The 19,750-nt window shown below is 61.4% G+C and carries 14 protein-coding genes and 3 pseudogenes; 3 read left to right on the top strand and 14 right to left on the bottom strand.

The features are described from left to right. Window positions 1–8: 8 nt before the first annotated feature. Together NE850_RS13615 and NE850_RS13610 are read left to right on the top strand one after the other, a co-directional pair. On the top strand, window positions 9–1,034 hold the full coding sequence (locus tag NE850_RS13615) for a fimbrial protein (protein WP_165187570.1): 1,026 nt from the start codon (window positions 9–11) through the stop codon (window positions 1,032–1,034). Window positions 1,035–1,142: 108 nt separating this feature from the next. Then, window positions 1,143–1,688 (top strand): hypothetical protein, encoded by a 546-nt coding sequence (locus tag NE850_RS13610; protein WP_007178708.1) that lies wholly within the window; start codon window positions 1,143–1,145, stop codon window positions 1,686–1,688. Between the two features lie 133 nt (window positions 1,689–1,821). Here NE850_RS13610 and NE850_RS13605 read toward each other — a convergent pair whose 3' ends face one another. The 14 genes and pseudogenes from NE850_RS13605 to NE850_RS13540 form a co-directional block, all read right to left on the bottom strand. Beyond that, a complete protein-coding gene (locus NE850_RS13605; RefSeq protein ID WP_165187569.1) occupies window positions 1,822–4,251 on the bottom strand; it encodes a GNAT family N-acetyltransferase in 2,430 nt (809 codons plus the stop codon). Window positions 4,252–4,524: 273 nt separating this feature from the next. After that, complete coding sequence (locus NE850_RS13600) at window positions 4,525–6,126, bottom strand: peptide chain release factor 3 (RefSeq protein ID WP_007178706.1); 1,602 nt, start codon at window positions 6,124–6,126, stop codon at window positions 4,525–4,527. Window positions 6,127–6,731: 605 nt separating this feature from the next. Further along, window positions 6,732–9,395, bottom strand: a complete 2,664-nt coding sequence (locus NE850_RS13595) for a fimbria/pilus outer membrane usher protein (RefSeq protein ID WP_007178705.1) — start codon at window positions 9,393–9,395, stop codon at window positions 6,732–6,734. A 116-nt stretch (window positions 9,396–9,511) separates the two neighbouring features. Then, window positions 9,512–10,255, bottom strand: a complete 744-nt coding sequence (locus NE850_RS13590) for a fimbria/pilus periplasmic chaperone (RefSeq protein ID WP_007178704.1) — start codon at window positions 10,253–10,255, stop codon at window positions 9,512–9,514. Between the two features lie 50 nt (window positions 10,256–10,305). Next, window positions 10,306–10,866, bottom strand: coding sequence for a fimbrial protein (locus tag NE850_RS13585; protein ID WP_007178703.1), 561 nt, complete (start codon window positions 10,864–10,866; stop codon window positions 10,306–10,308). Between the two features lie 250 nt (window positions 10,867–11,116). Further along, a pseudogene (locus tag NE850_RS13580) lies at window positions 11,117–11,423 on the bottom strand (MFS transporter); the annotation flags it as partial. Window positions 11,424–11,482: 59 nt separating this feature from the next. Beyond that, window positions 11,483–12,043, bottom strand: a complete 561-nt coding sequence (locus NE850_RS13575) for a fimbrial protein (RefSeq protein ID WP_007178702.1) — start codon at window positions 12,041–12,043, stop codon at window positions 11,483–11,485. A gap of 584 nt (window positions 12,044–12,627) precedes the next feature. Continuing rightward, window positions 12,628–12,895: pseudogene (locus tag NE850_RS13570) on the bottom strand (MFS transporter); the annotation flags it as partial. Window positions 12,896–12,927: 32 nt separating this feature from the next. After that, a pseudogene (locus NE850_RS13565) lies at window positions 12,928–13,096 on the bottom strand (aldehyde dehydrogenase family protein); the annotation flags it as partial. Between the two features lie 659 nt (window positions 13,097–13,755). Continuing rightward, entirely contained in the window at window positions 13,756–14,046 is a 291-nt protein-coding gene (locus NE850_RS13560) for an H-NS family nucleoid-associated regulatory protein (protein ID WP_165187567.1), read from the bottom strand. A 137-nt stretch (window positions 14,047–14,183) separates the two neighbouring features. Next, complete coding sequence (locus NE850_RS13555; RefSeq protein WP_007178698.1) at window positions 14,184–15,383, bottom strand: serine hydrolase; 1,200 nt, start codon at window positions 15,381–15,383, stop codon at window positions 14,184–14,186. A gap of 80 nt (window positions 15,384–15,463) precedes the next feature. Beyond that, window positions 15,464–15,667 carry a hypothetical protein gene (locus tag NE850_RS13550; RefSeq protein ID WP_007178697.1) on the bottom strand — a complete coding sequence of 68 codons (204 nt, stop codon included), beginning with the start codon at window positions 15,665–15,667 and terminating at the stop codon, window positions 15,464–15,466. A gap of 521 nt (window positions 15,668–16,188) precedes the next feature. Further along, entirely contained in the window at window positions 16,189–16,449 is a 261-nt protein-coding gene (locus NE850_RS13545) for a hypothetical protein (RefSeq protein WP_007178696.1), read from the bottom strand. A gap of 87 nt (window positions 16,450–16,536) precedes the next feature. After that, on the bottom strand, window positions 16,537–18,012 hold the full coding sequence (locus tag NE850_RS13540) for a sigma 54-interacting transcriptional regulator (RefSeq protein WP_310698851.1): 1,476 nt from the start codon (window positions 18,010–18,012) through the stop codon (window positions 16,537–16,539). A 313-nt stretch (window positions 18,013–18,325) separates the two neighbouring features. Here NE850_RS13540 and NE850_RS13535 point away from each other — a divergent pair, with 313 nt between their 5' ends. Next, window positions 18,326–19,726, top strand: a complete 1,401-nt coding sequence (locus NE850_RS13535) for a GntP family permease (RefSeq protein ID WP_007178694.1) — start codon at window positions 18,326–18,328, stop codon at window positions 19,724–19,726. Window positions 19,727–19,750 lie beyond the last annotated feature (24 nt).

The following is a 19,750-nucleotide window of genomic DNA, read 5'->3' as shown; positions in this document are numbered from 1 at the left end:
ACTCTGCCATGCACGAGAAGCTTCCCCGAACTGCGCGTTATCGATATTTCACCCTTGCCGCTCTGGGCGTCGCAGCTCTCGCCGCACTGACAGTTAGCGCGCCTGCTGATGCTGCGTTTCCCCAATGCTCAATCACGGGCAACGGGTCAGTCGACTTTGGCACGGTGACCGTGCCGCACGACGCTCAAGTCGGTACGTCGATTGGTCCGCCTATGTCCACCACATTGAGGGTAAGTTGTCCGAATAATGTTAATGCTGGAGGCAACGGCTATTATCTCAAGTTCGACGCCTATGCAGGAGTGGACGCAACCGTGCATGATGTGTGGGATACGAACCTGACGGGCATCGGAATCCGGGTCACCGACGTCACTTATAACAATTCAGTTTTGTCGAAGACAAGGTCGGGGGATTTTGGGCCGGCTGTCGCATCTGGGACAACGTATAACGCCGACTATGTTTTCACATATCAATTTGTGAAAACCTCTGCCGAAGCAAGCAGCGGACAGATCCTTAACTTTCCCTTGGCGTTGCTGAAAAGTCACGACATTGCTCACAATGTCGATTCCGCCGTGCTAAATACGCTTTCGATCGGTACAGCGACAATCGCCGCTAGTACCTGCGACGTGACGACTCCGTCTTTGGGCGTCCCACTACCGCCGGTTGCAATCAATGCATTCCCCGTGCGGGGTGCGACGGCCGGCAATACGAATTTCACCATCGACCTATCCTGCCAGGCCGGCTCCAACGTTTTCGTTACGCTGACCGACGCTACTGATTCGGGCAACACAACCAGCAATCTAACGCTCACAGGCGATTCGACCGCCTCGGGAATAAGCCTGCGTGTGCTGGACAGTAGCGGATCGCCGGTCAGCTTCGGACCAGACTCGGCGGCACCGGGTACGACAAATCAATGGCTAGTCGGCCCGTCGGCGAACACGACTGGCATCCCGCTCACGGCCCAATATATCTCGACCGGCAAGGTTGAATCAGGCACGGTACGCGGGCGGATGACCTTTACGTTGAGCTATCAATAAGCCAGCACCCGGACTGGAAAACCGGCCGCTCGCACACATGGTTTAGAATGGCGACCCTCTCAAAAATCACGCCGCATGGGTTCGCTCATGCGCGCTCATCAATAAGCAATGGCGAAACTTCTGACCGATTCCGAATTCCAGCGTTTTTCCGAACTCCAGCAGAAGCAGTCGAGCTTCACGATCACGCCTGAAGAAGCCGACGAACTGCGCGACATCGTCGCTCATGCGCAAAAGCGCCGTGATGATCGCGCGGCGGCGATGCAGAGCATCGAGACCTTCATCCAGCAATTCGACATCAGCCCGGACGAGCTGTTTTCGGCCGAGCAGATCGGCGACGCCGCGCGCACCTTCGGTCTGATTCCGGCCGCGAAGAAAGAACGCGTGCTGCCGCCGCAATTCACGTTTAACGGCAAACCGTATCAGTGGACGACCCGTCCGCTGCCCGACGATATTCGCGTGCCCTTGTTCGACGCGTTCAAAGCCGGTGACTCGGTCAAGTCGTTCATCGCGACGCCGAAGGATGCGAACCGTTGCGCGGCGACCATCGCGCGCCTGGAGCGCGAAACCGGTGCGGTGTATGGCGACGCATGGCTCGAAGAACTGTCGGTAACGCGCACGCAAGTCGACGAAGCCGCTGCCAAACTGCCGGCCTGAAGAAGGTGCTCCCTTCCTTCACGCTTCTTGTGGCGAGAGGCCTTCAGCGCCTCTCGCTGCTTCGATCACCGCCGCAGCAACTATCTTGGCCGTTTGCGCAGCCTGCTGTAAAGGCAACGCAACAGTGATCCGTTCAACCCGGCGCGGTTGGCGCCGCGCTCCCCGTGCCCGGTTCGGCCGGTTCATCCAGCGCCATACGAAAGCCGACGACACCCGGATCTTCCGTTCGCGTCATCGTGAAGCCGCTAGCTTTGGCGAGCGCGATCATCGCGACGTTCTCGCGCAGCGCTTCGCCGATCAGCCAATGGATGCCGCGCGCCCGCGCGTATCTGATAATCCGGTCCATCAGCAACTGGCCGAGGCGCCGGCCTTTCTGGTCCGAGCGCACCGCCACCGCGAATTCGGCTGTTTCGTTGTCGGGATCGGCGACCGCCCGCACCACGCCCAGCGTCCGCGTGAAACCTTCTTCGCTTTGCACGGTGGCGATCAGCGCCATTTCGCGGTCGTAGTCGATCTGCGTCATTCGCGCGAGTTGCGAGTGGTCGAAACTGCCCACCGCGCCGAAGAATCGCAGGCGCAAATCTTCAGGCGTCATGGCTTCGACAAAGTCATGGTGCGCGGTCTCGTCTTCCGGACGGATCGGCCGCACCGTTACCCGCAAGCCTTGCCAGTCCAGCGTCTCTTCGAAGCGGCGCGGATAGGGCACGATCGCGAGACGGCTGCGCGTTGCCGCAACGCTCAATGAAGGACCGACGACCGTCACGCGATCGCGATACACCCGCAGTGTCAGCCTGAGACCGACGATTTCCCTTACATCGCACACCGCTTGCGAGAGCGCCGTCAGCGCAGCCAATGCCGGGTCCGGCGTAATCAGCTGCGCGTAGCGCGAACGCGCGACGATGTCGCGCGCGAGCATGGGATTGAGCGGCGGCAAACCGTAGACGCGCAGCGGTTCGGATATGCCGTCGACCGCTGGTGCCGTGAAACGGAATACGGGGCCGAAGTTGTCGTCGTCGTGAAGCTCGACGACGATGTCGACGATGGGCTTGCCAGTTGAACCGGGGCTCGCTTCCGCGCCGTCCAATGCCTGCGGGGCCGTTTCCACCTGTAAGCCAAAACGCTCAAGAAACTGCGCCGCCGCTACGCCGATTAGTTGATGCCCACCTTCCGCGAGCGCCTCGCGCGCCTGTGCTTGAGCTGCATCGATCGCGGCGGGGATTTGCGCCGGCAAACCCTCGGGCGTTTGCATCAGCAGTTCGCGCCCCATTCGATAGTCGACCAGCCGCGCGAAGGCGCGCGCGAGCCGCTGCGGCGTCGTGTGAACCGGAATGCCCTGAGCGTGCAGCGCGTCGCGCGTGGCGGCATCCACGCCGCCAAAAAAGCACGCGAGCAAGCCGCGATACGCGAAGCGCTGATTCGCGATCAAGGCCTGCGCCACCTCGCCCACCGGCGCACTGTGCGTCGACGCATGCACGACGAACGCCGTTCCCGAACCGCGCTGGTTCGCGAGCAGTTCGAGGGCGGTCCCGAAGTGCTCGGGGCGCGCGTCGTCGCCAAGCCGCAGCGGATTGCCGCCGACGGCATGCGGCAATGCCTGCCGCAGAGCCTCGGACGCTTCGTCGGGCCACGGCGCGAGCGTATCACCGGCCGCGGCAAAGGCGTCGCAGGCGAGCGTGGCAAGGCCGCTGTCGCTGGTAATCAGCGTGGCCGTGGCGCCCGCCGCCACGCGGCCCACGCCCAGCGTCTCGATTTCGTCGAGCAGATCGTCGAGCGAATCGACCCGCACCATGCCCGCGCGGCGGAAAGCGGCCGTGTAGAGCGCGTCGGCGGGATCGGCGCGGCCGGAGCGTAGCGCCAGAACCGGTTTGTTGCGCGCCGCCGCGCGGGCCGCCGACATGAACTTGCGCGCCGCGCGCACGCTGTCCAGTTCGAGCAGGATGGCGCGCGTACCGGGATCGCTGGCCAGATAGTCGAGCACGTCGCCCGCGTCCACGTCCGCCTCTGCGCCGAGCGCCACGGCATGCGAAAAGCCGAGGCCGCGCGCCTGTGCCCAGCCGAGCACGGCATTGGTCAGCGCATTCGACTGCGACACCCACGCGACACCGCCCGCCTTCACCGTGCACGACGGCGCACCCAGATGCGCGTGCAGCGCCGGCGACACCACGCCGAGACTGCCTGGCCCGACGATCCGCAGCAGATTGGGCCGTGCCGCCGAGAGCGCATGCCGCAACGCGAGCCGGTCGTCATCGCTGCGCACCTCGCCCACGATGATCGCCGCGCGCGTGCCCAAGCCGCCGAGCTTATGGATGATGCCCGGCCATGTGGCCGGAGGCGTGCAGATCACGGCGACCGTGGGCGCTTCCGGCAAGTCGCCGGTCTCGCCGATCACGGCATGGCCGCCGAGCGTCGGGTACTTCGGGTTGACCGGCCAGAGCGGGCCTTCGAAGCCGCCGTCCAGCACGCGCGTCCACACCATCGCGCCGGTGCTGCCCGGCCGCTCGGAAGCGCCGATCACGGCGACGGATTTGGGTCGAAACAAGGCGTCGAGATTGCGAACGGTCACGGGCGCTCCGGAAACTGGGGAAGGCAAGCCGCCTGGCGGTCAGGCGTGCGTCTTCGTCAGCATAGGCGAAGTCGGGCGCTCGCGCGGCGCTTCCGTCAGGCAGCCGGTTGGCACCGCACCAGGAAGGGCGTGTCTTTGGGAGACAACGCGCGGCTGGCCGACGCAGCATACAAATCGTCGTAGCGCCGTTAACGCAAATGGCCCCGTTTCTGGCGGGGCCATTTGCTTGTCTTGCTTTGCCTTGCTTTGCGTTCGACTACCGTCGCTGCGGATTTACATCGCCCTCTTGAACGGTGCGCCAGAATGCTCGCGCAATTCGTTGAACACGATTTTCGGCCATGCCTTCTGCGCGACTTCGATCTCCGACACGTGCGACGCGAGATAAGTCGGTGCATCCGAAGCGTCGAGCGCAATCCGCGCCGCGTATGAATCGGTGAAGCGGCGCAGTTCGGCGGCATCGTCGCAAGTCACCCAGCGCGACATGCGGTAACGCGCCGGCGCCATGCGCACGTCGACCTTGTATTCGGTCGACAAACGGTGCGACACCACTTCGAACTGCAGTTGCCCGACCGCGCCGAGAATCATCAAGCCGCCCACTTCCGGACGGAACACCTGGATCGCGCCTTCCTCGCCGAGTTGCTTGAGCGCTTCGCCAAGTTGCTTGGCGCGCATGGGATCGACCACTTCCACCGTCTGGAAAATTTCCGGTGCGAAGAACGGCAGGCCGACGAACTGCAGTTGCTCGCCTTCGGTCAGCGTATCGCCGAGACTCAGCGTGCCATGATTCGGAATACCGATGATGTCGCCCGGATAGGCCTCGCTCACCGTCTCACGACGCTGCGACAGGAACGTCACCACGTTGTTCGCGCGGAACGTCTTGTTCGTGCGCGTCACCTTCACGGCCATGCCGCGTTCGAAATGCCCCGAGCACACACGGATGAATGCCACGCGGTCGCGGTGGGCCAGATCCATGTTCGCCTGCACCTTGAACACGACGCCGGTGAACTTCGGTTCGTCCGGCATCACGGGCCGCTGCACGGTCATGCGCATGGAAGGCGGCGGCGCCAGATCGACCAGCGCGTCGAGAATTTCCTTCACGCCGAAGTTGTTGATCGCCGAGCCGAACAGCACCGGCGATTGCTGACCGGCGAGAAACTGCTCGCGATCGAAATCCGGCGACGCGCCGGTGATCAGATCGATCTCTTCCTTCGCCTTGACCCAGGCATGGCCGAAGCGGCGTTCGCCTTCTTCGTCGCTGAGCGCGTGCAGCGTTTCGACCTCGCCGCCCGCCTTGTCCTGCCCCGCGCGGAACAGGCGCACCTGATCGCGCTGGATGTCGTAGACGCCCTGGAAATCCTTGCCCATGCCGATCGGCCATGTGAACGGCACGGCGGCGACACCCAGGTGCTGCTCGATTTCGTCGAGCAGTTCGAGCGGCTCGCGCACTTCCCGGTCGAGCTTGTTGATGAAAGTGACGATCGGCGTCTTGCGGCTGCGGCAGACTTCGAGCAGTTTGAGCGTTTGCGCTTCGACACCGTTCGCGCCGTCGATCACCATCACGGCGGCGTCGACCGCGGTGAGCACGCGGTAGGTATCTTCAGAGAAGTCTTCGTGGCCCGGCGTGTCGAGCAGATTGATGACGGCGTCGCCGTACTCGAACTGCATCACCGAACTCGCCACCGAAATGCCCCGCTGCTTTTCGATCTCCATCCAGTCGGACGTCGCGTAGCGGTTGCTCTTGCGGCCCTTCACGGTGCCCGCGATCTGAATCGCGCCCGAGAACAGCAGCAGCTTTTCCGTGAGCGTGGTCTTACCCGCGTCCGGGTGGGAAATGACCGCGAACGTGCGGCGGCGTTTGAGTTCGGAGACTGACATCGGGTCTGGCGGTCACGGATAGGGGTTCGGGCGGTTCCCGGCGGCTTGTGGCTACCGGTGTGCCACGCCTTGCGCGGCGGCGTCGGGCTGCGGGAGTTGGGCCGGCGGCCCGCGTCACAACGGCAACTCGACCGCGTTGGAAACAGGTCACGAACGAGCGTTCGACAATACGGGAATCGCCAGCGCAGAACAGCGCAGGGAACGAATGATACACGTCATGGGGAATGACGTATCGAAAAGGGGCTGGTGCGGCGGAGAAGCTTCAGGCGGGTCCACCCCAAAAGCTTTACTGATACGACATCGTGAAAGTGGCGAGTGCTGTGATCGAGCCAGCCTCCACGTCCCCCGTTCGCACCTATTGCACGGTCAAAGGCACTTGTAGCCGGCCGTCAGGTGACGCACCGATGAGCCATTGGTTGGTCGTAAAGGGCTCCGATGAGTCCGATCCGAACGACACCAGCGCGCCTTTGTTATTCAATATCTGAAGACCAATCCCCTTTGCGGTCGAGTCCGCGGCCGGAGTGAGAACATTGGACCGATTGAACGGGTCCGTGTTGTCCGTCAAGACGACCGGATCGTTGTGGACAGAACTTGAACGCAGACATTTAATTGCTCTTCGAATTTGTTTGCCTGGTACTGCCGGAAGCAAGGTTCGCCTTTTCGGTTAGCGTCTCACCCACGCAGTGCCCTTCCACAGACGTGTAGGCCGCTCCTGCCTTACCTGTTTGCGGCGGCAACATGTAATCGATACGACATTGCCCGGAGGCCGACGCGCCCCATTTCACGAACAGCGAGCCTTTGTCCTCGAGTCCGCGCGCGAAAATCCGGCTGTCCTGCGCGACGATACCCACGGTCTTGCCGTTGCCGTCGACCACGTCCGCGCCAAATGGCAGCGCCTTGTCGCCAGGCTGCGGTGCACGAATCAACGCCGCGCGGCCGGTCACCGTCTTGTACTTGATCATCACCACCGAACCCAATCGCGGCACCGCCTGCTCCGACGTCGACTCAAATTCCACATCGGTCGACGTGCCCTTCGGATCGATATCCACGGTGTTGATGCCGTATGGCGTCAGGTACGGAACGACCGCAAAGCCGCGTCCATTGAGCTTGACGCCGGGGGAACTGGTCACGCTCGCGCCTGCGGCGCCGGGTGCTTCGATCACGCCGAACGTGTCGCCCACCGTCTGCGAGAACGTGACACCCCCCGGATGCGCGACGATCGACCCGCTGATACCCGCCGACACCTGGCTCGAGCCGGTTCCCCCGCTCGCCGATCCCGTCAACTGCGCGTATGGCGCGCGATAGGTGCCGCTCGCGCCCGCGCTCGCGGTACTGGCGCCCGAGCCGTCGCCGTACGCCCCATACGCGCTATACGAATACTGGTTGCGCTCGCCCAGCGAGCCGCTCACGTTGGCCTGCAGGTTGGTGTTTCCGCCCGAACTGCCGAGGTTCGTCGACAGCAGGGGCGAATACTGGTCACGACCGAGCGGCAACGTGGTACTCAACATGATCTGGTCCGACATTGACCCGTTCGAGTTGCGTGTGCGCCCTGCGCTGATACTGTACGTGCCGTACTTGAAACGATTGTTATAACCAGCCTGGTAGAACACATCGCTGCCGCTGCGATTCCAGTATTGCTGAGCGGAAGCGTTCAGAAAGACCGTCCCGTATTCCTTGAAATTCTGATTGAGCGTGACCTGAAAACGGTTGCGCTGCCGGTACACCGAATCCGGATCGCCGCCGTGCATAGCGAGGTCACGCACGGACGCTGCATCCGACAGGTTCATGTACCCCGCCGTCGAATAGCGATACGCCGCGAGTGCAATGTTCGTGTTGGTCGGATCGATGAACTTGCTGTATCCGATGCGCAAGCTGGTGCCGCGCGACATACCCTGATCCGGAATCTGCGTTTGAGCGCCTGTCACGTCAGCTGACAGCGCGCCGAACTTCGTGTTCAGTGCGGCGCCCACGTCGGCGGCCATATAACCGTTAGCAGCCACGGCGCCACCATAGACCGTGACCAGATTGGTTAGCCCCCGCTGTAACGTGAACTGCGCGAAATTCGGGTTTGTCTCCAGCGTGGAATTGCGGAGCTCGCCGGCGGTGACTGAAAACCGTGTGGTGCCGGGCCGCAACGACTGGGCAACCGAGGCGTAAGGCACAGTGAAGCTTTTCGTACGGCCGTTGGCTTCGGTGACGGTGACATCCAGGTTGCCGCCATAGCCGGTCGCGTAAAGGTCGTTGATTTCGAACGGACCCGGCGAGACGGTGGTTTCGTAGATCACCTGGCCGTTCTGACGAACCGTCACGCGTGCGTTCGATTCAGCCGTGCCACGCACGATCGGCGCGTAGCCTCGCAGGGATTCTGGCAGCATGCGGTCGTCGGTGGCGATCTGCGCGCCGCGAAATTGCACGCTGTCGAAAACATCGCCGGTCGTATAGCCGTCGCCGACGGTCAATTGCGACTTCATCGTGATGATGTCACGCTGAAGGTAGGTCGCAATGTTGTCGAATTGCGTGGCGGCGCCACCTTGCTGGGTCACCGACGACTGATGGCGAAAGTGCCATGCGCCGAGGTTCACCCCGGCATTCAAACCGACATAGCTCTGGGTCGATTCGACTCCAGATCCGCCGCTGTGGTAAGCGTTCGCGTTGTAGCTCAGGAAAGCTGCGTTGACTCCGTTCTGCCACATCTCGGGCGGCACGTAACCGCGCGCAACGTTTCGCATATATTTTTGCGGTACGTTAAGGGCAATCTTTTGTTCCGCGAAGTCGAAGTCCGCCGTAGCGTCGGGCACGGCTGCCGCGAGGTCGATGCATTCGCCGGTAGCGCCGGCGTCGGTTACCGCCTTCGCCTCGTTATTCGCAGCGACCTTGGCAAAGTCGACGCCAAGCGTTTCCAGCATTTGCCGGCTGAAGCAAGGTCGCGCCGCAGTCTTTTCGCTCGCGGCCACAAAACGCACATCATGGCGCGCAACACGAATACCGTTGATAAACAGGTCGACGGAATAAACGCCTGCGGATACCGCGTTGCCATGCGCAAACCGCGTGACGTCCACCGTTGCATTCGAATCGACGCGCAGAAATGTTGTGTCGAACTCCACGGCTGCGCCCGCTTGAACCGGTTCGGACGCCTGTGCGCGTACCGGCTGAACACTGCCCAGGACCGCGCATGCCAGCGTGACGACAGCAGCGGCTGGGTCGAGTCTGAACGCACCAGCGAGTTCAGTGCTGCGAACGGACGACCGGCAACAGGGTAAGTCCTTCATGATGTGATCGGAATCAATGTCCCGCCACGGGCGTACGTCGCCTCTGTACGTTGCCTGTGCAACGCACGCCGTGTAGGAGAAGGGGGTTGGCTGCCCCCTGGCAGGATGTAGCGGTGCTAGTCGCCGAGAGCGGCGTCGCCGTCGATCGGGCCGCCGTAGTCGTTGATTGCGATGTAGTGCACCTTCGCGCCCGCGGCAACACCATTCATCTTCGCGATCGGCAGGGCCGCTGAAGTGCGCGGCGCAACCATTCCGCCCTGATCGTTCCTGAAGGTGTGGCCACCGCTTTCGACGCCGATCTCACTGAACGAAACGTAGTAAGGCGTCGGATTCGAAACGCTGACCGCCTGCCCCTTGCCATCCGCCGACGCAGTAATACTCCAACGCAGTTGCGCGGCCGCATCTTCAGGCTTGCCGGGTAGCTTGTCCGGCCGCGCGAAAACCTTGATACGGGTGCGATACGCCAGGCTCAAAGTATTGGCGTCCGGCACAGCACCTGCCTTCGGTGGAATATCCAGAACATTGAGCCAATAAACCGACTCGCGGTCCTGGGGCAATGGTTCGCCGGTGTACATTACGCGCAACGTCTGCGCCTTTTTCGCGTCCATACGGAAAATCGGCGGCGTAATCACGAACGGCACTTTGATTTCACCGGGTTTGGCATCCGGCTTGCCGTCGTCGATCCAGACCTGCACGAGCGAGGGTTTGTTGCTGTCGTTATCCAGCTTGACCGTCACTTCACGCTGCTCAAGTGGATACACCACGCGCGTACCGCCGATCGTCACGCTTGCATGTATGCTGCCGGCCAGCAGCGCACATACAAAGCCGATTCCTATCGGCAATTTTCTGAGCAGCTTCATTGCGGTCTGTCTATCGGTGTTTCAGAAAAAGCGCGCAAAAGGGCCTTCGCTCACTGATACTCCATCGTGTATTGAACGGACGAGCTGACCGTGCCGGGAGCCGCAACGCCCGTCGCGTAATACTGCGCGAAGTACTGCAGGGTTGCCTTGTCGCCCGTGATGGTTGCCGCGTTCGTCGCGATATCGTTGTTCGCGCCCGTCGCGACGTTGATCGGCTGCATCTGTGCGTTAAGGAGACGAACCTCCACGTTTTGCGCGGTGCCGCCCATGTTCGAGAGATAGCCATTCGATTGGTCGACCGACGGACCGTTCTCAAAGCGTGCAATCGCCTTGGTGGCCGTGCCGCTGCAGCCCGTCAGATTCAATTGCAGATCCGTGGGGTTCGACGTACCGGCTACTGCGCCTGCCGACGCAAGCGAACCGCTCGAAACCGGCGCCAACGTGACCGATTTATCGGCGGGAGTGCCGCTCGCGTTGCCATTGATCGAACACGTGCTATCCGTCACGGTGCCCGTGAAGGAGATCGTGCCATCCGCCGCATGGGCGCCAAGGGGGACGAGACCGAACAGACTGCAGGCGGCGATCGCGACTGCGGGGAGGGATAACTTCATAACGTTTGGTCCAATAAACTAAGCAAAGCTGATCAAATCAAAAAACGATCCCTGTCTGGCACAAGGATCGCCACATACGTCAAGCGCGCCGATCATTCAGTTAAGGAATACGATTCTTCCTGCTCTAAACGCTTGACCTGTCCACCAGAGATAAGACAATGCAATGTTAAGTTGTCCCACATCAAATTACGTGAGACAAATCGCCTCTTTCCAAGATGTGGCAATCTGCCACGCGAGAAATACGTCCATGCTCTGGTGGAGACACGCCGACGAGCTTCGAGATCGTCAACATGTTCAGCGTGAAAATCGCGAACGCACTAATCAGGAATACACGACGCGGCAATTTGATGGTCAACCAGATGTCGATCGACGCGCCAGGTACGAGAAACCCATTCAGCAGAAAATCCGCGCCCGAATCGCTGTTAAGATCCATCGCCTTCAGAAGGGTCGGCAAAAACGTATAAACCGCGAAGCAAGAAATGACGAGACACACGAAGAGCGCGCAATTGAAAATTTATGCGGCGGATCAGAGCCGGTTTGAATAGACGCCTTCCGCCCGTCAATTTCCAAACGGATAGCAAAAAAGTACACCCGCGCGGAGCACCTCTATCTGGGTTTACTGATATTGGATCGTGTATTGAATCGACGTATAGACCGAACCCGCCTGAGCGGCATCGAGCGCGTAATACCGTGCGTAATACTGCAGCGTTGCCGCCCCGCCGGCAATGGCCACCCCGTTCGTGCCGATATCGTTGTTCGTGCCCGTCAGCACATTGATCGGCTGCATTTGCTCGTTGAGCAGTTGAACTTCCACATTTTTCGCGGTGCCGCCCTGGTTCGCCAGAAGGCCCGTTGACTGGTCGATCGTCTGGCCATTCTCGAAGTTCGCAATCGCCTTGGTGGCCGCGCCAGTGCAACCCGTCAAGACAAGTCTCACATCCGCCGCGTTCGATATACCGGCCACGGCGCCTGATGTCGTAAGCGCACTGGCCGAAACCGACGGCAACGTGACTGACAGGTTGGCGGAAGTACCACTCGCCGTGCCGTTGATCGAGCAAGTGGTGTCTAACACAGCGCCGCTGAAATTGATCGTACCGTCAGCCGCATGGGCGCCAACCGGCGCAAGACTCAACACACCGCCGGTAGCTATCAGGATTGAGGAGATCATGGATTTCATTGCTTGTATTCCTAAAGACGAAACTGAAAGACTCAACGGCGATCGCGGAGTTACGCGGGGCCGTCGTTCACCTCGAGTGCCTCGATATTGCAAGCCAGATATGCAATGTTTTCACTAGCGATCTTGATATCACTCAAAAGAAAACCAATCATAGATTTTCCCAGGTAAAAACTGTCTGGGACAAATCGCCTCTCTTAGGAATTGAACGGGGAAGCCGGGTGGCCGATGACGCGCTGTGAGCCCAGTGGAGTAAGCCATCAGCGCGCGCAGAATCGATCAAACTGGTTTTTGGTAAATAAACAGGGAGCGGCAATCCGCCGCGCAATATGCGGCGTCCACGAAAGCGACCAGCCTGTTCGAAACAAAAATCTGCCGTATCGTTGCCAATGCAGCAAGGTCTCTATAGTGTTCAGTAGCGTTCCAGCGCGCTGCGCGCCGCTAGCTTCGTTAAGCGTCAAACACTTGTTTCAGGCGCTCACGCGATCGACACCAACATGCCGATCCGCAACACCGCTGCAAGCACCATCATCGTGATGGGGAAACCGAGATGCACGATGCCGGGCGGCAACAGGAAAGTCCCGACAGCGCAGCAGGCACAATTCCAGCGGCGAGCGCACATAAAACTGCGCTAACGCGGCTGCGGTGATGATCAGAAAACAGAGCAGAAAGATCTTTTGTCGTCCCACGCGATCCGATAGCCAGCCGAATACCACCCTGCCGAAGAAAATACCCAGCAACGCGGAACTGCCGATCCATCGATACGAACGCGTAACCGATCGGGCCGAGCGCGAAACCTTCGGTAAGGTGCGCACCGAACGTCAGCCCGGCGATCTTGACGTGAAACGCGTTCAACGGAACGTCGTCGAGAGAAATGGGGCCGTGCGCGGCTTGCCGCCGGTCAAAATCCTCGCGCCCTTTGCAATGCGTCGGCAACATGCGTTTCGACTTTCTTCCGCGCAGCCTGATTGATCAGCGGACCTTGTTCGACCTCGCCTTGCAACGCGTTGCCACGCGCAACTTGCGCACCGCTTGCGTCAGCGCGGACGTGAACGCCGGGCCTTCGAATCCTTCGCCGATAAAGAGTAGTTTGGCCGTCGATGCGCTCATGGTCTTTCCGTCGGGGTTGAGGGGATGACCGATTGTGACGTTCGGCATCCGCGACCATGTATCGATGAGTTTTGATCCGGGGTATGAGGGGAACTCAACTCCCGGTTAGTCCCGAGCGCAGTAGCCTGCAGGTGTGGGAGAGCACAAAGGTGAGGGTTTTCGGGACTCGTGCCGATGCGCCCTTGAATTGCGTCAAAAGGTGAGCTTGCGGACGATCGGTCGCGCACCTGCGCAGTGAAATTCCGCACAGCGCTCAACACGGCAGGCGCAACCGGAAAAGTCTCGAGCGTTAGCCCCTGCGATTCTTCGCAGAGCCTGGGAATGCCCGCCAGCAAAGGCTGGCGAGGGTTTCAGAGAAATGGGCCAGTGACTGCGGCCTGCCAGCGGCAAGCTAGCCGCAAGGTACGCGTTCCGGCGAAACCAGGCTCACCGAACCAAACTGGCCCGCCGCAGTTCGCGCATGCGGACCCACAAGCTCACGGGCCAGGCTCACGCGAAAGGTGAGCGTTTTCGGGAACCGTGCGACGGTGCGAGAAAACCCGCACGGGACATCACTTCAGACAGTCCGGTGCACGACGGGCAGGCAAGGCGTGCACTGACGCGCCTCAGACTTCGATCAGAAAGCGCTCGCGATTCTTGCCCGCGAGCCATGCAGGCGAGCGGCCGCGGCCACTCCACGTCTCGCCGGTTTTCGGATTGCGATACTTGGCAACCGAAGCCGTTTTACGGCCCACGGTGCGCCTGCTCGTAAAACCCAGCTCTTCGGCAGTCAGGTCGTATTCGGCAACCTTCTGTTTGATCTCGGCGATCGCCTGCGCAATTTCCTTCTCACGCGCAGCCGCGACTTCCTTGTGGAGTTTTTCGAGCTGGGCAGTCAACTGCTTGTACGAGGCCATGACGGGTGCTCCGATCGTTTGGACGATAAAACTGAAGTGCGGACACTATCAGACGAATAAATTGCCGGATAGAGAGGCCCGACACCGCGCGCGGGTAACGCATCTAAAAGACGCCTGCCCTGACGCAGCCGGTTCACTCAATCGTCAATTGCATCGTACACGCGGCGTTCGAAGTCGACTGCCATAGGAAACGGTTCGATGGAGCGCCGCTGAATCAGCATCAGGCCAATCAGGTCTTCCACAGGATCGGCGAACCAGCTCGTGCCATATGCGCCCGGCCAGCCGAACGAACCCACCGAGCGATAGCCGAGCGGCAACTGCTGCGCCGGGTCGTCGACGATGGACAAGCCGAGGCCGAACCCCTGCCCTGCCCACTGCACATGCCCGAAGGCCGGCACGCGGCGTTGGTCGCGCGTCAGAAAATTGGAGCGCATCAGGTCGACGGAGCGATGCGACAGCAAACGCGTCACGCCGACCCGCCCGCGCCCGAGCAGCAGTTGCGCGAATTGCAGATAGTCCTGCGCGGTCGAAATCAGGCCGCCGCCGCCGCTCTGGAATCGGTCCGGATTCGCCCATCGGCTCGACGACGGGTGATCTTCGACCACCCGCCGCCGCGTGCCCGGTTCCACGCCATAGGCGGTGGCCAGTCGGGTAAGTTGTGCGTCGGGCACCCAGAAAGCGGTGTCGCGCATACCAAGCGGCTCGAAAATCCGGGTCCGGAAAAACTCGCCGAGCGGCATGCCGCTCACGCGTTCGATCAGCACGCCGAGCACATCGGTCGCGATGCCGTAGTGCCAGCGGGAGCCGGGCTGAAACATCAGCGGCAAATCCGCGATGCGGGCGAGCCAGGCGTTGCCGTCCATATGCGCTTCGAAACCGTTGAAAGCAGCAGCGTAAGCTTCCGAGAGCGGCCCGGTCGCCGTGAAATGATAGGCGAAACCGGCGCGGTGGGTCAGCAGATCCAGCACGGTGAGCGACGCTCTGGCCGGATCGGTCTGGTCCAGCGGGCCGGTGGGATCGCGCAGCACACGCGGCGCGGACAGTTCCGGCAACCAGAGGGAGACCGGCGTGTCGAGTGCGAGCCGATCCTCTTCGATCAGCATCAGGATCGCGGCGCTCGTCACCGGCTTGGTCATGGAGGCAATGCGGAACAGAGTGTCGCGCTCCATCGGCAACTGCGCGGCTTCATCTCGCAAACCAAGCGGCTCGAAGTAGCCAATCTCGCCGCGCCGCCAGACCATCGCGACCACCCCCGCAACTTCACCGCGCTCCACGTAGCCTTGCATGGCGTTGGTCAGCGCCGTCAGCCCAGACGCGGAGAGTCCTGCTGGTTGCATGTTTGTCCCGATCGGTGGAATTTTGCTGCACATGCTACCCGATCGAAGAAACCATCGCAGCCGTCGACCGTCACGGGCGTTCAACCTTTTTGCCGCTCCTCCAGCGCCGAAAGCGCGGCGTTGAGCCGCTTGACGCGGCTCGCCTGCGCCGGCACCCGCACCGCGCCGGAAACGGAATCAATGCGGCTGCGCCAATACGACAGCGGGATACGGTCTTCAGCGGAGATATGCGAGATTACGTGTTCAAGATGTTCAATATCTTTTTCGAGTTGGTGATGATTCATTGCTTTCCCCGTATTACTCGTTGAACTATTTTCAATGCGTAAATCGAAGCATGAAACGTGCCGCATCGGTCTCTTTCTTATCTGAAACGGAAAATCCTTCCTGAATTCCCTTTGCGTAAACTCTGAGCCGGCAAAACCTGCTTGCCGCTTGAATCCCGAGCGCGTGAGAAAAGCATACTGCCACCAAACTTCGCGTTCCGTTAGGTTCCGCACCGACTTCGCTTAATGGTGAAAAGCGGAGGTTTTCGATTATGCCCGCACGCAGGAAATAATATGAAGCGCGTCATTAAAACTCATTACGCATAAAAGTTCGGAGCCAAACCTGCATTAGACGCACATCTTTATGACCGCCATGCGTTTATCGACCCGACCTTGAAGCGTGAATGAGGCCGTTTGGCGGTCACGGGTGAAATCGACGGCGTGATGGAGACGCCCGCCAGCGTATTCGAGCGAGCAGCGGGCTGAACGAAGGAATGCCTGAGATGCATAACGCGCCGGCCTTGCGCGGCCGGCGCAGCCCGTTATTTCGCCCGGCAGGCGTAAATCAGGTTGAGCGTGCCGTTTTCGGTCGACTGGCGCACGACGTCGAATGCGCCGCCGCAGCTCGCGTTGGCCTGCTGCGAGCAGGAGTCGGAACCGGCCGGGCATTGCACCAGCGTCGTGGCGCGGCCGTCCGACAGGAACAACGGCGCGCTACTGCTGCAAGCGCCCAGCGCGACCACGGCGCCGATCGCCAGCGTGGCGCAGGCCCGGCGCGCGAAGGAGGAAAGACTGCGTTTCATCTGAAACCCCGATCACATCTTGTTTTTCGATCACGCGATTGTGCCACGCGGCAATTACGCTGCGTCACTCGACGTCGCCGAACGGGGTCAAACGCCGATGCCGTATGCCGCGATCTTCTTATAGAGGGTGGCACGGCCCATGCCGATCTGGCTGGCCGTCTCGATCACGCGACCGCCGTTGGCGCGTAAGGCGTCGGTCAGGAAACGCTTCTCGAAAGCCGCCATCGCGTCGCTCCACGAGGCTGGTTCAGGCGCGCCGGCTTCCGCATCGGGGGCTCGCGCCGGGGATAGCACATCGGGTGCCGCCTGACGACGATGCCCGCCGCCATGCGCCGAGCCGATAAACGGCGCCAGTGCCCGCCCGTCGATCCGCTCGCTGTCGGAAAGCATCACGGCGCGCTCCAGCGTGTTGCGCAATTCGCGCACGTTGCCCGGCCACCCATACGAACACAGCAGCCGCAACGCGTCGTCCTGCAATTCGAAGTGACTGGCGCCACTTGCCTGCGTCGACAGATCTTCGAGCATCGCATAGGCAAGCGCTTCGATATCGGACGTCCGCTCGCGCAAGGGGGGCGCGTGAATAGCCAGCACGTTCAGCCGGTAGAACAGATCCGCGCGAAAGCGCCCCGCCGCGACCAGCGCAGGCAGATCAGCCGAGGTTGCCGCGATGATCCGCACATCCGCGCGCACGATCCGGTTCGAGCCTAGCGGCTCGAACTCCTTGTCCTGCAGCACCCGCAGCAGCTTGCCTTGCAAAGGCAGCGGCATGTCGCCGATTTCGTCGAGAAACAGCGTACCGCCGTTCGCAAGTTCGAATTTGCCGACGCGCCCTTTGCGGTCCGCGCCTGTGTACGCGCCGGGCGCGGCGCCGAAGAATTCGACTTCGAGCAAGGTATCGGGAATCGCCGCGACGTTGACCGTCACCAGCGGCTGATTCGCGCGCGCCGAGCCGCCGTGGATGGCATGCGCGAGCAGCTCCTTGCCGGTGCCGGTTTCGCCGAGCAGCAGCACCGGCGATTCGAGTTGCGCCGCGCGGCGCGCCTGGCGCTTCACTTCGAGACTGGCCGCGCTCGTGCCGACAAAACTGCCGAACGTATATTTGGCCCGCCGCGCCTGCGCGAGCGACTGGCGCGTCGCAATCAACTCTTCCTGCACGCGCGAGTAGTGGGAAAAGAGCGGCGTGAGCGCCTTCAATTCATCGAAGAGCGCGAACCCGACGGCGCCGACCGTGGCGCCCGCGTCGTCCTTCAGCGGCAGACGCGTCACGACGAGCGGTTCGCGGTCCGTTTCCAGAATATCGAGCAGAATCGGTTTGCCGGTCTTCACGACCTCGCGCATCAGGCTGTTGGGAATCACGGCCTCGCAATCGCGGCCAATGGCCTGCTCCGGGTCCGAAAAACCGAAGCGCGCCGCATAGCGCTTGTTGATCCAGACCACGCGCGCGTCGGCGTCGACGATAAACGTGCCTTCGCTGAAATTTTCGAATGTGCGGAAGAGCGAATCCATCGCCCGGCGCAATACGTCGCCGTAAGTGGCAGGCAGGCCCGCCCAGTCGTTCATCATGCTGTCGCTGTCTCCGGCTACGTTTTATTATGTTTGTCTCATTTCGTAGACACAGCTTATCTCATCGGCGAGATCACCAGCAAGCCTATGGCATAAGGGTTTTACCTTGGTTTGGCCTATGTTCAGCTGATTTACGTCCCGTTCTGGAGACGTTTGGGTACAATCGGCCGCATCACGTTTCGAGCTTCGGGCCCGCGCAATCAGGCGGCCGGCCGTTGTCGCGTGCGTGGCACGGAACCTGCATTTGCCGGCGCCGTGCCGTCGCATCCTCGGGACGGCGACCATGTAGAACAACCAAGCTTTTGGAGACTCAATGTCCTTTGTCATCGTCCTCGCCGCACTGGCGTTTCTGATGTTTGCCGCATACCGCGGCTACAGCGTCATTCTATTTGCGCCTGTCGCCGCGCTCGGCGCCGTTCTGTTGACCGATCCGGCCGCCGTCGCGCCCGTTTTCACCGGCATCTTCATGGATAAGATGGTCGGCTTCGTGAAGCTCTATTTCCCGGTGTTCCTGTTAGGCGCCGTGTTCGGCAAGGTCATCGAACTGTCGGGCTTCTCGGAATCGATCGTGGCCGCCGCGATCCGCTATATCGGCCGCTCGCGTGCCAATGCGGTGATCGTTGCGGTGTGCGCGCTGCTCACCTACGGCGGCGTCTCGCTGTTCGTGGTGGTGTTCGCGGTCTATCCGTTCGCGGCCGAGCTGTACCGTCAAAGCAATATTCCGAAGCGCCTGATGCCCGGCGCAATCGCTCTCGGTGCATTCTCGTTCACAATGGATTCGCTGCCCGGCACGCCGCAGATCCAGAACATCATCCCGACCACCTTCTTCAAGACGACGTCGTGGGCCGCGCCCGCGCTCGGCGTGATCGGCTCGCTGTTCATCATCGTGGTCGGACTTACGTACCTGGAATGGCGCCGCCGCTCGGCGATGGCGACCGGCGAAGGTTACGGCACGGATCTGGTCAACGAGCCGGAGCGCGTGGAATCGAAGCAACTGCCGCATCCGTTGCTGGCGGTTGCGCCGCTGGTTCTGGTCGGCGTCGCGAACTTCCTGCTGACCCGCTGGATTCCGAACTGGTACGGCGCGTCGTACACCATTGCGCCGGACATCCTGCCGGGCATCCACGCACCGGTCACCACGACCATCAAGGCCGTAGTCGCAATCTGGGCCGTGGAAGGCGCACTGCTCCTCGGTATCGTCATGGTCGTCATCACGGCGTTCAACCGCGTGCGCGAACGCTTCGCGATCGGCACCAAGGCTGCGGTGGCCGGCGCACTGCTGGCTTCGCTGAATACGGCGTCGGAATATGGCTTCGGTGGTGTGATCGCGGCGTTGCCGGGCTTTCTGGTGGTCAGCAACGCGCTGAAGAGCATTCCTAATCCGCTCGTCAATGCAGCCGTTTCGGTGAGTTCGCTGGCCGGTATCACAGGTTCGGCGTCGGGCGGCATGAGCATCGCGCTCGCGGCCATGTCGGACGTGTTCATCAAGGGTGCGGAAGCCGCGCATATCCCGATGGAAGTGCTGCACCGTGTGGTCGCAATGGCGAGCGGCGGTATGGATACGCTGCCGCACAACGGCGCGGTGATTACGCTGCTGGCGGTCACGGGCTTGACGCATCGCCAGTCGTATCGCGACATTTTCGCGGTTACCGTGATCAAGACAATGGCGGTCTTCTTTGTGATCGCTGTCTATTACGCGACCGGCCTGGTCTGATCCGGCGGAGTGGCGAGAACACCG

The organism is Paraburkholderia sp. USG1 (assembly GCF_031570135.1).
Classification (GTDB): Bacteria; Pseudomonadota; Gammaproteobacteria; order Burkholderiales; family Burkholderiaceae; genus Paraburkholderia; species Paraburkholderia dioscoreae.
The sequence above is the reverse complement of the archived record's forward strand: the minus strand, read 5'-3'. Positions and strand labels throughout refer to the sequence as shown.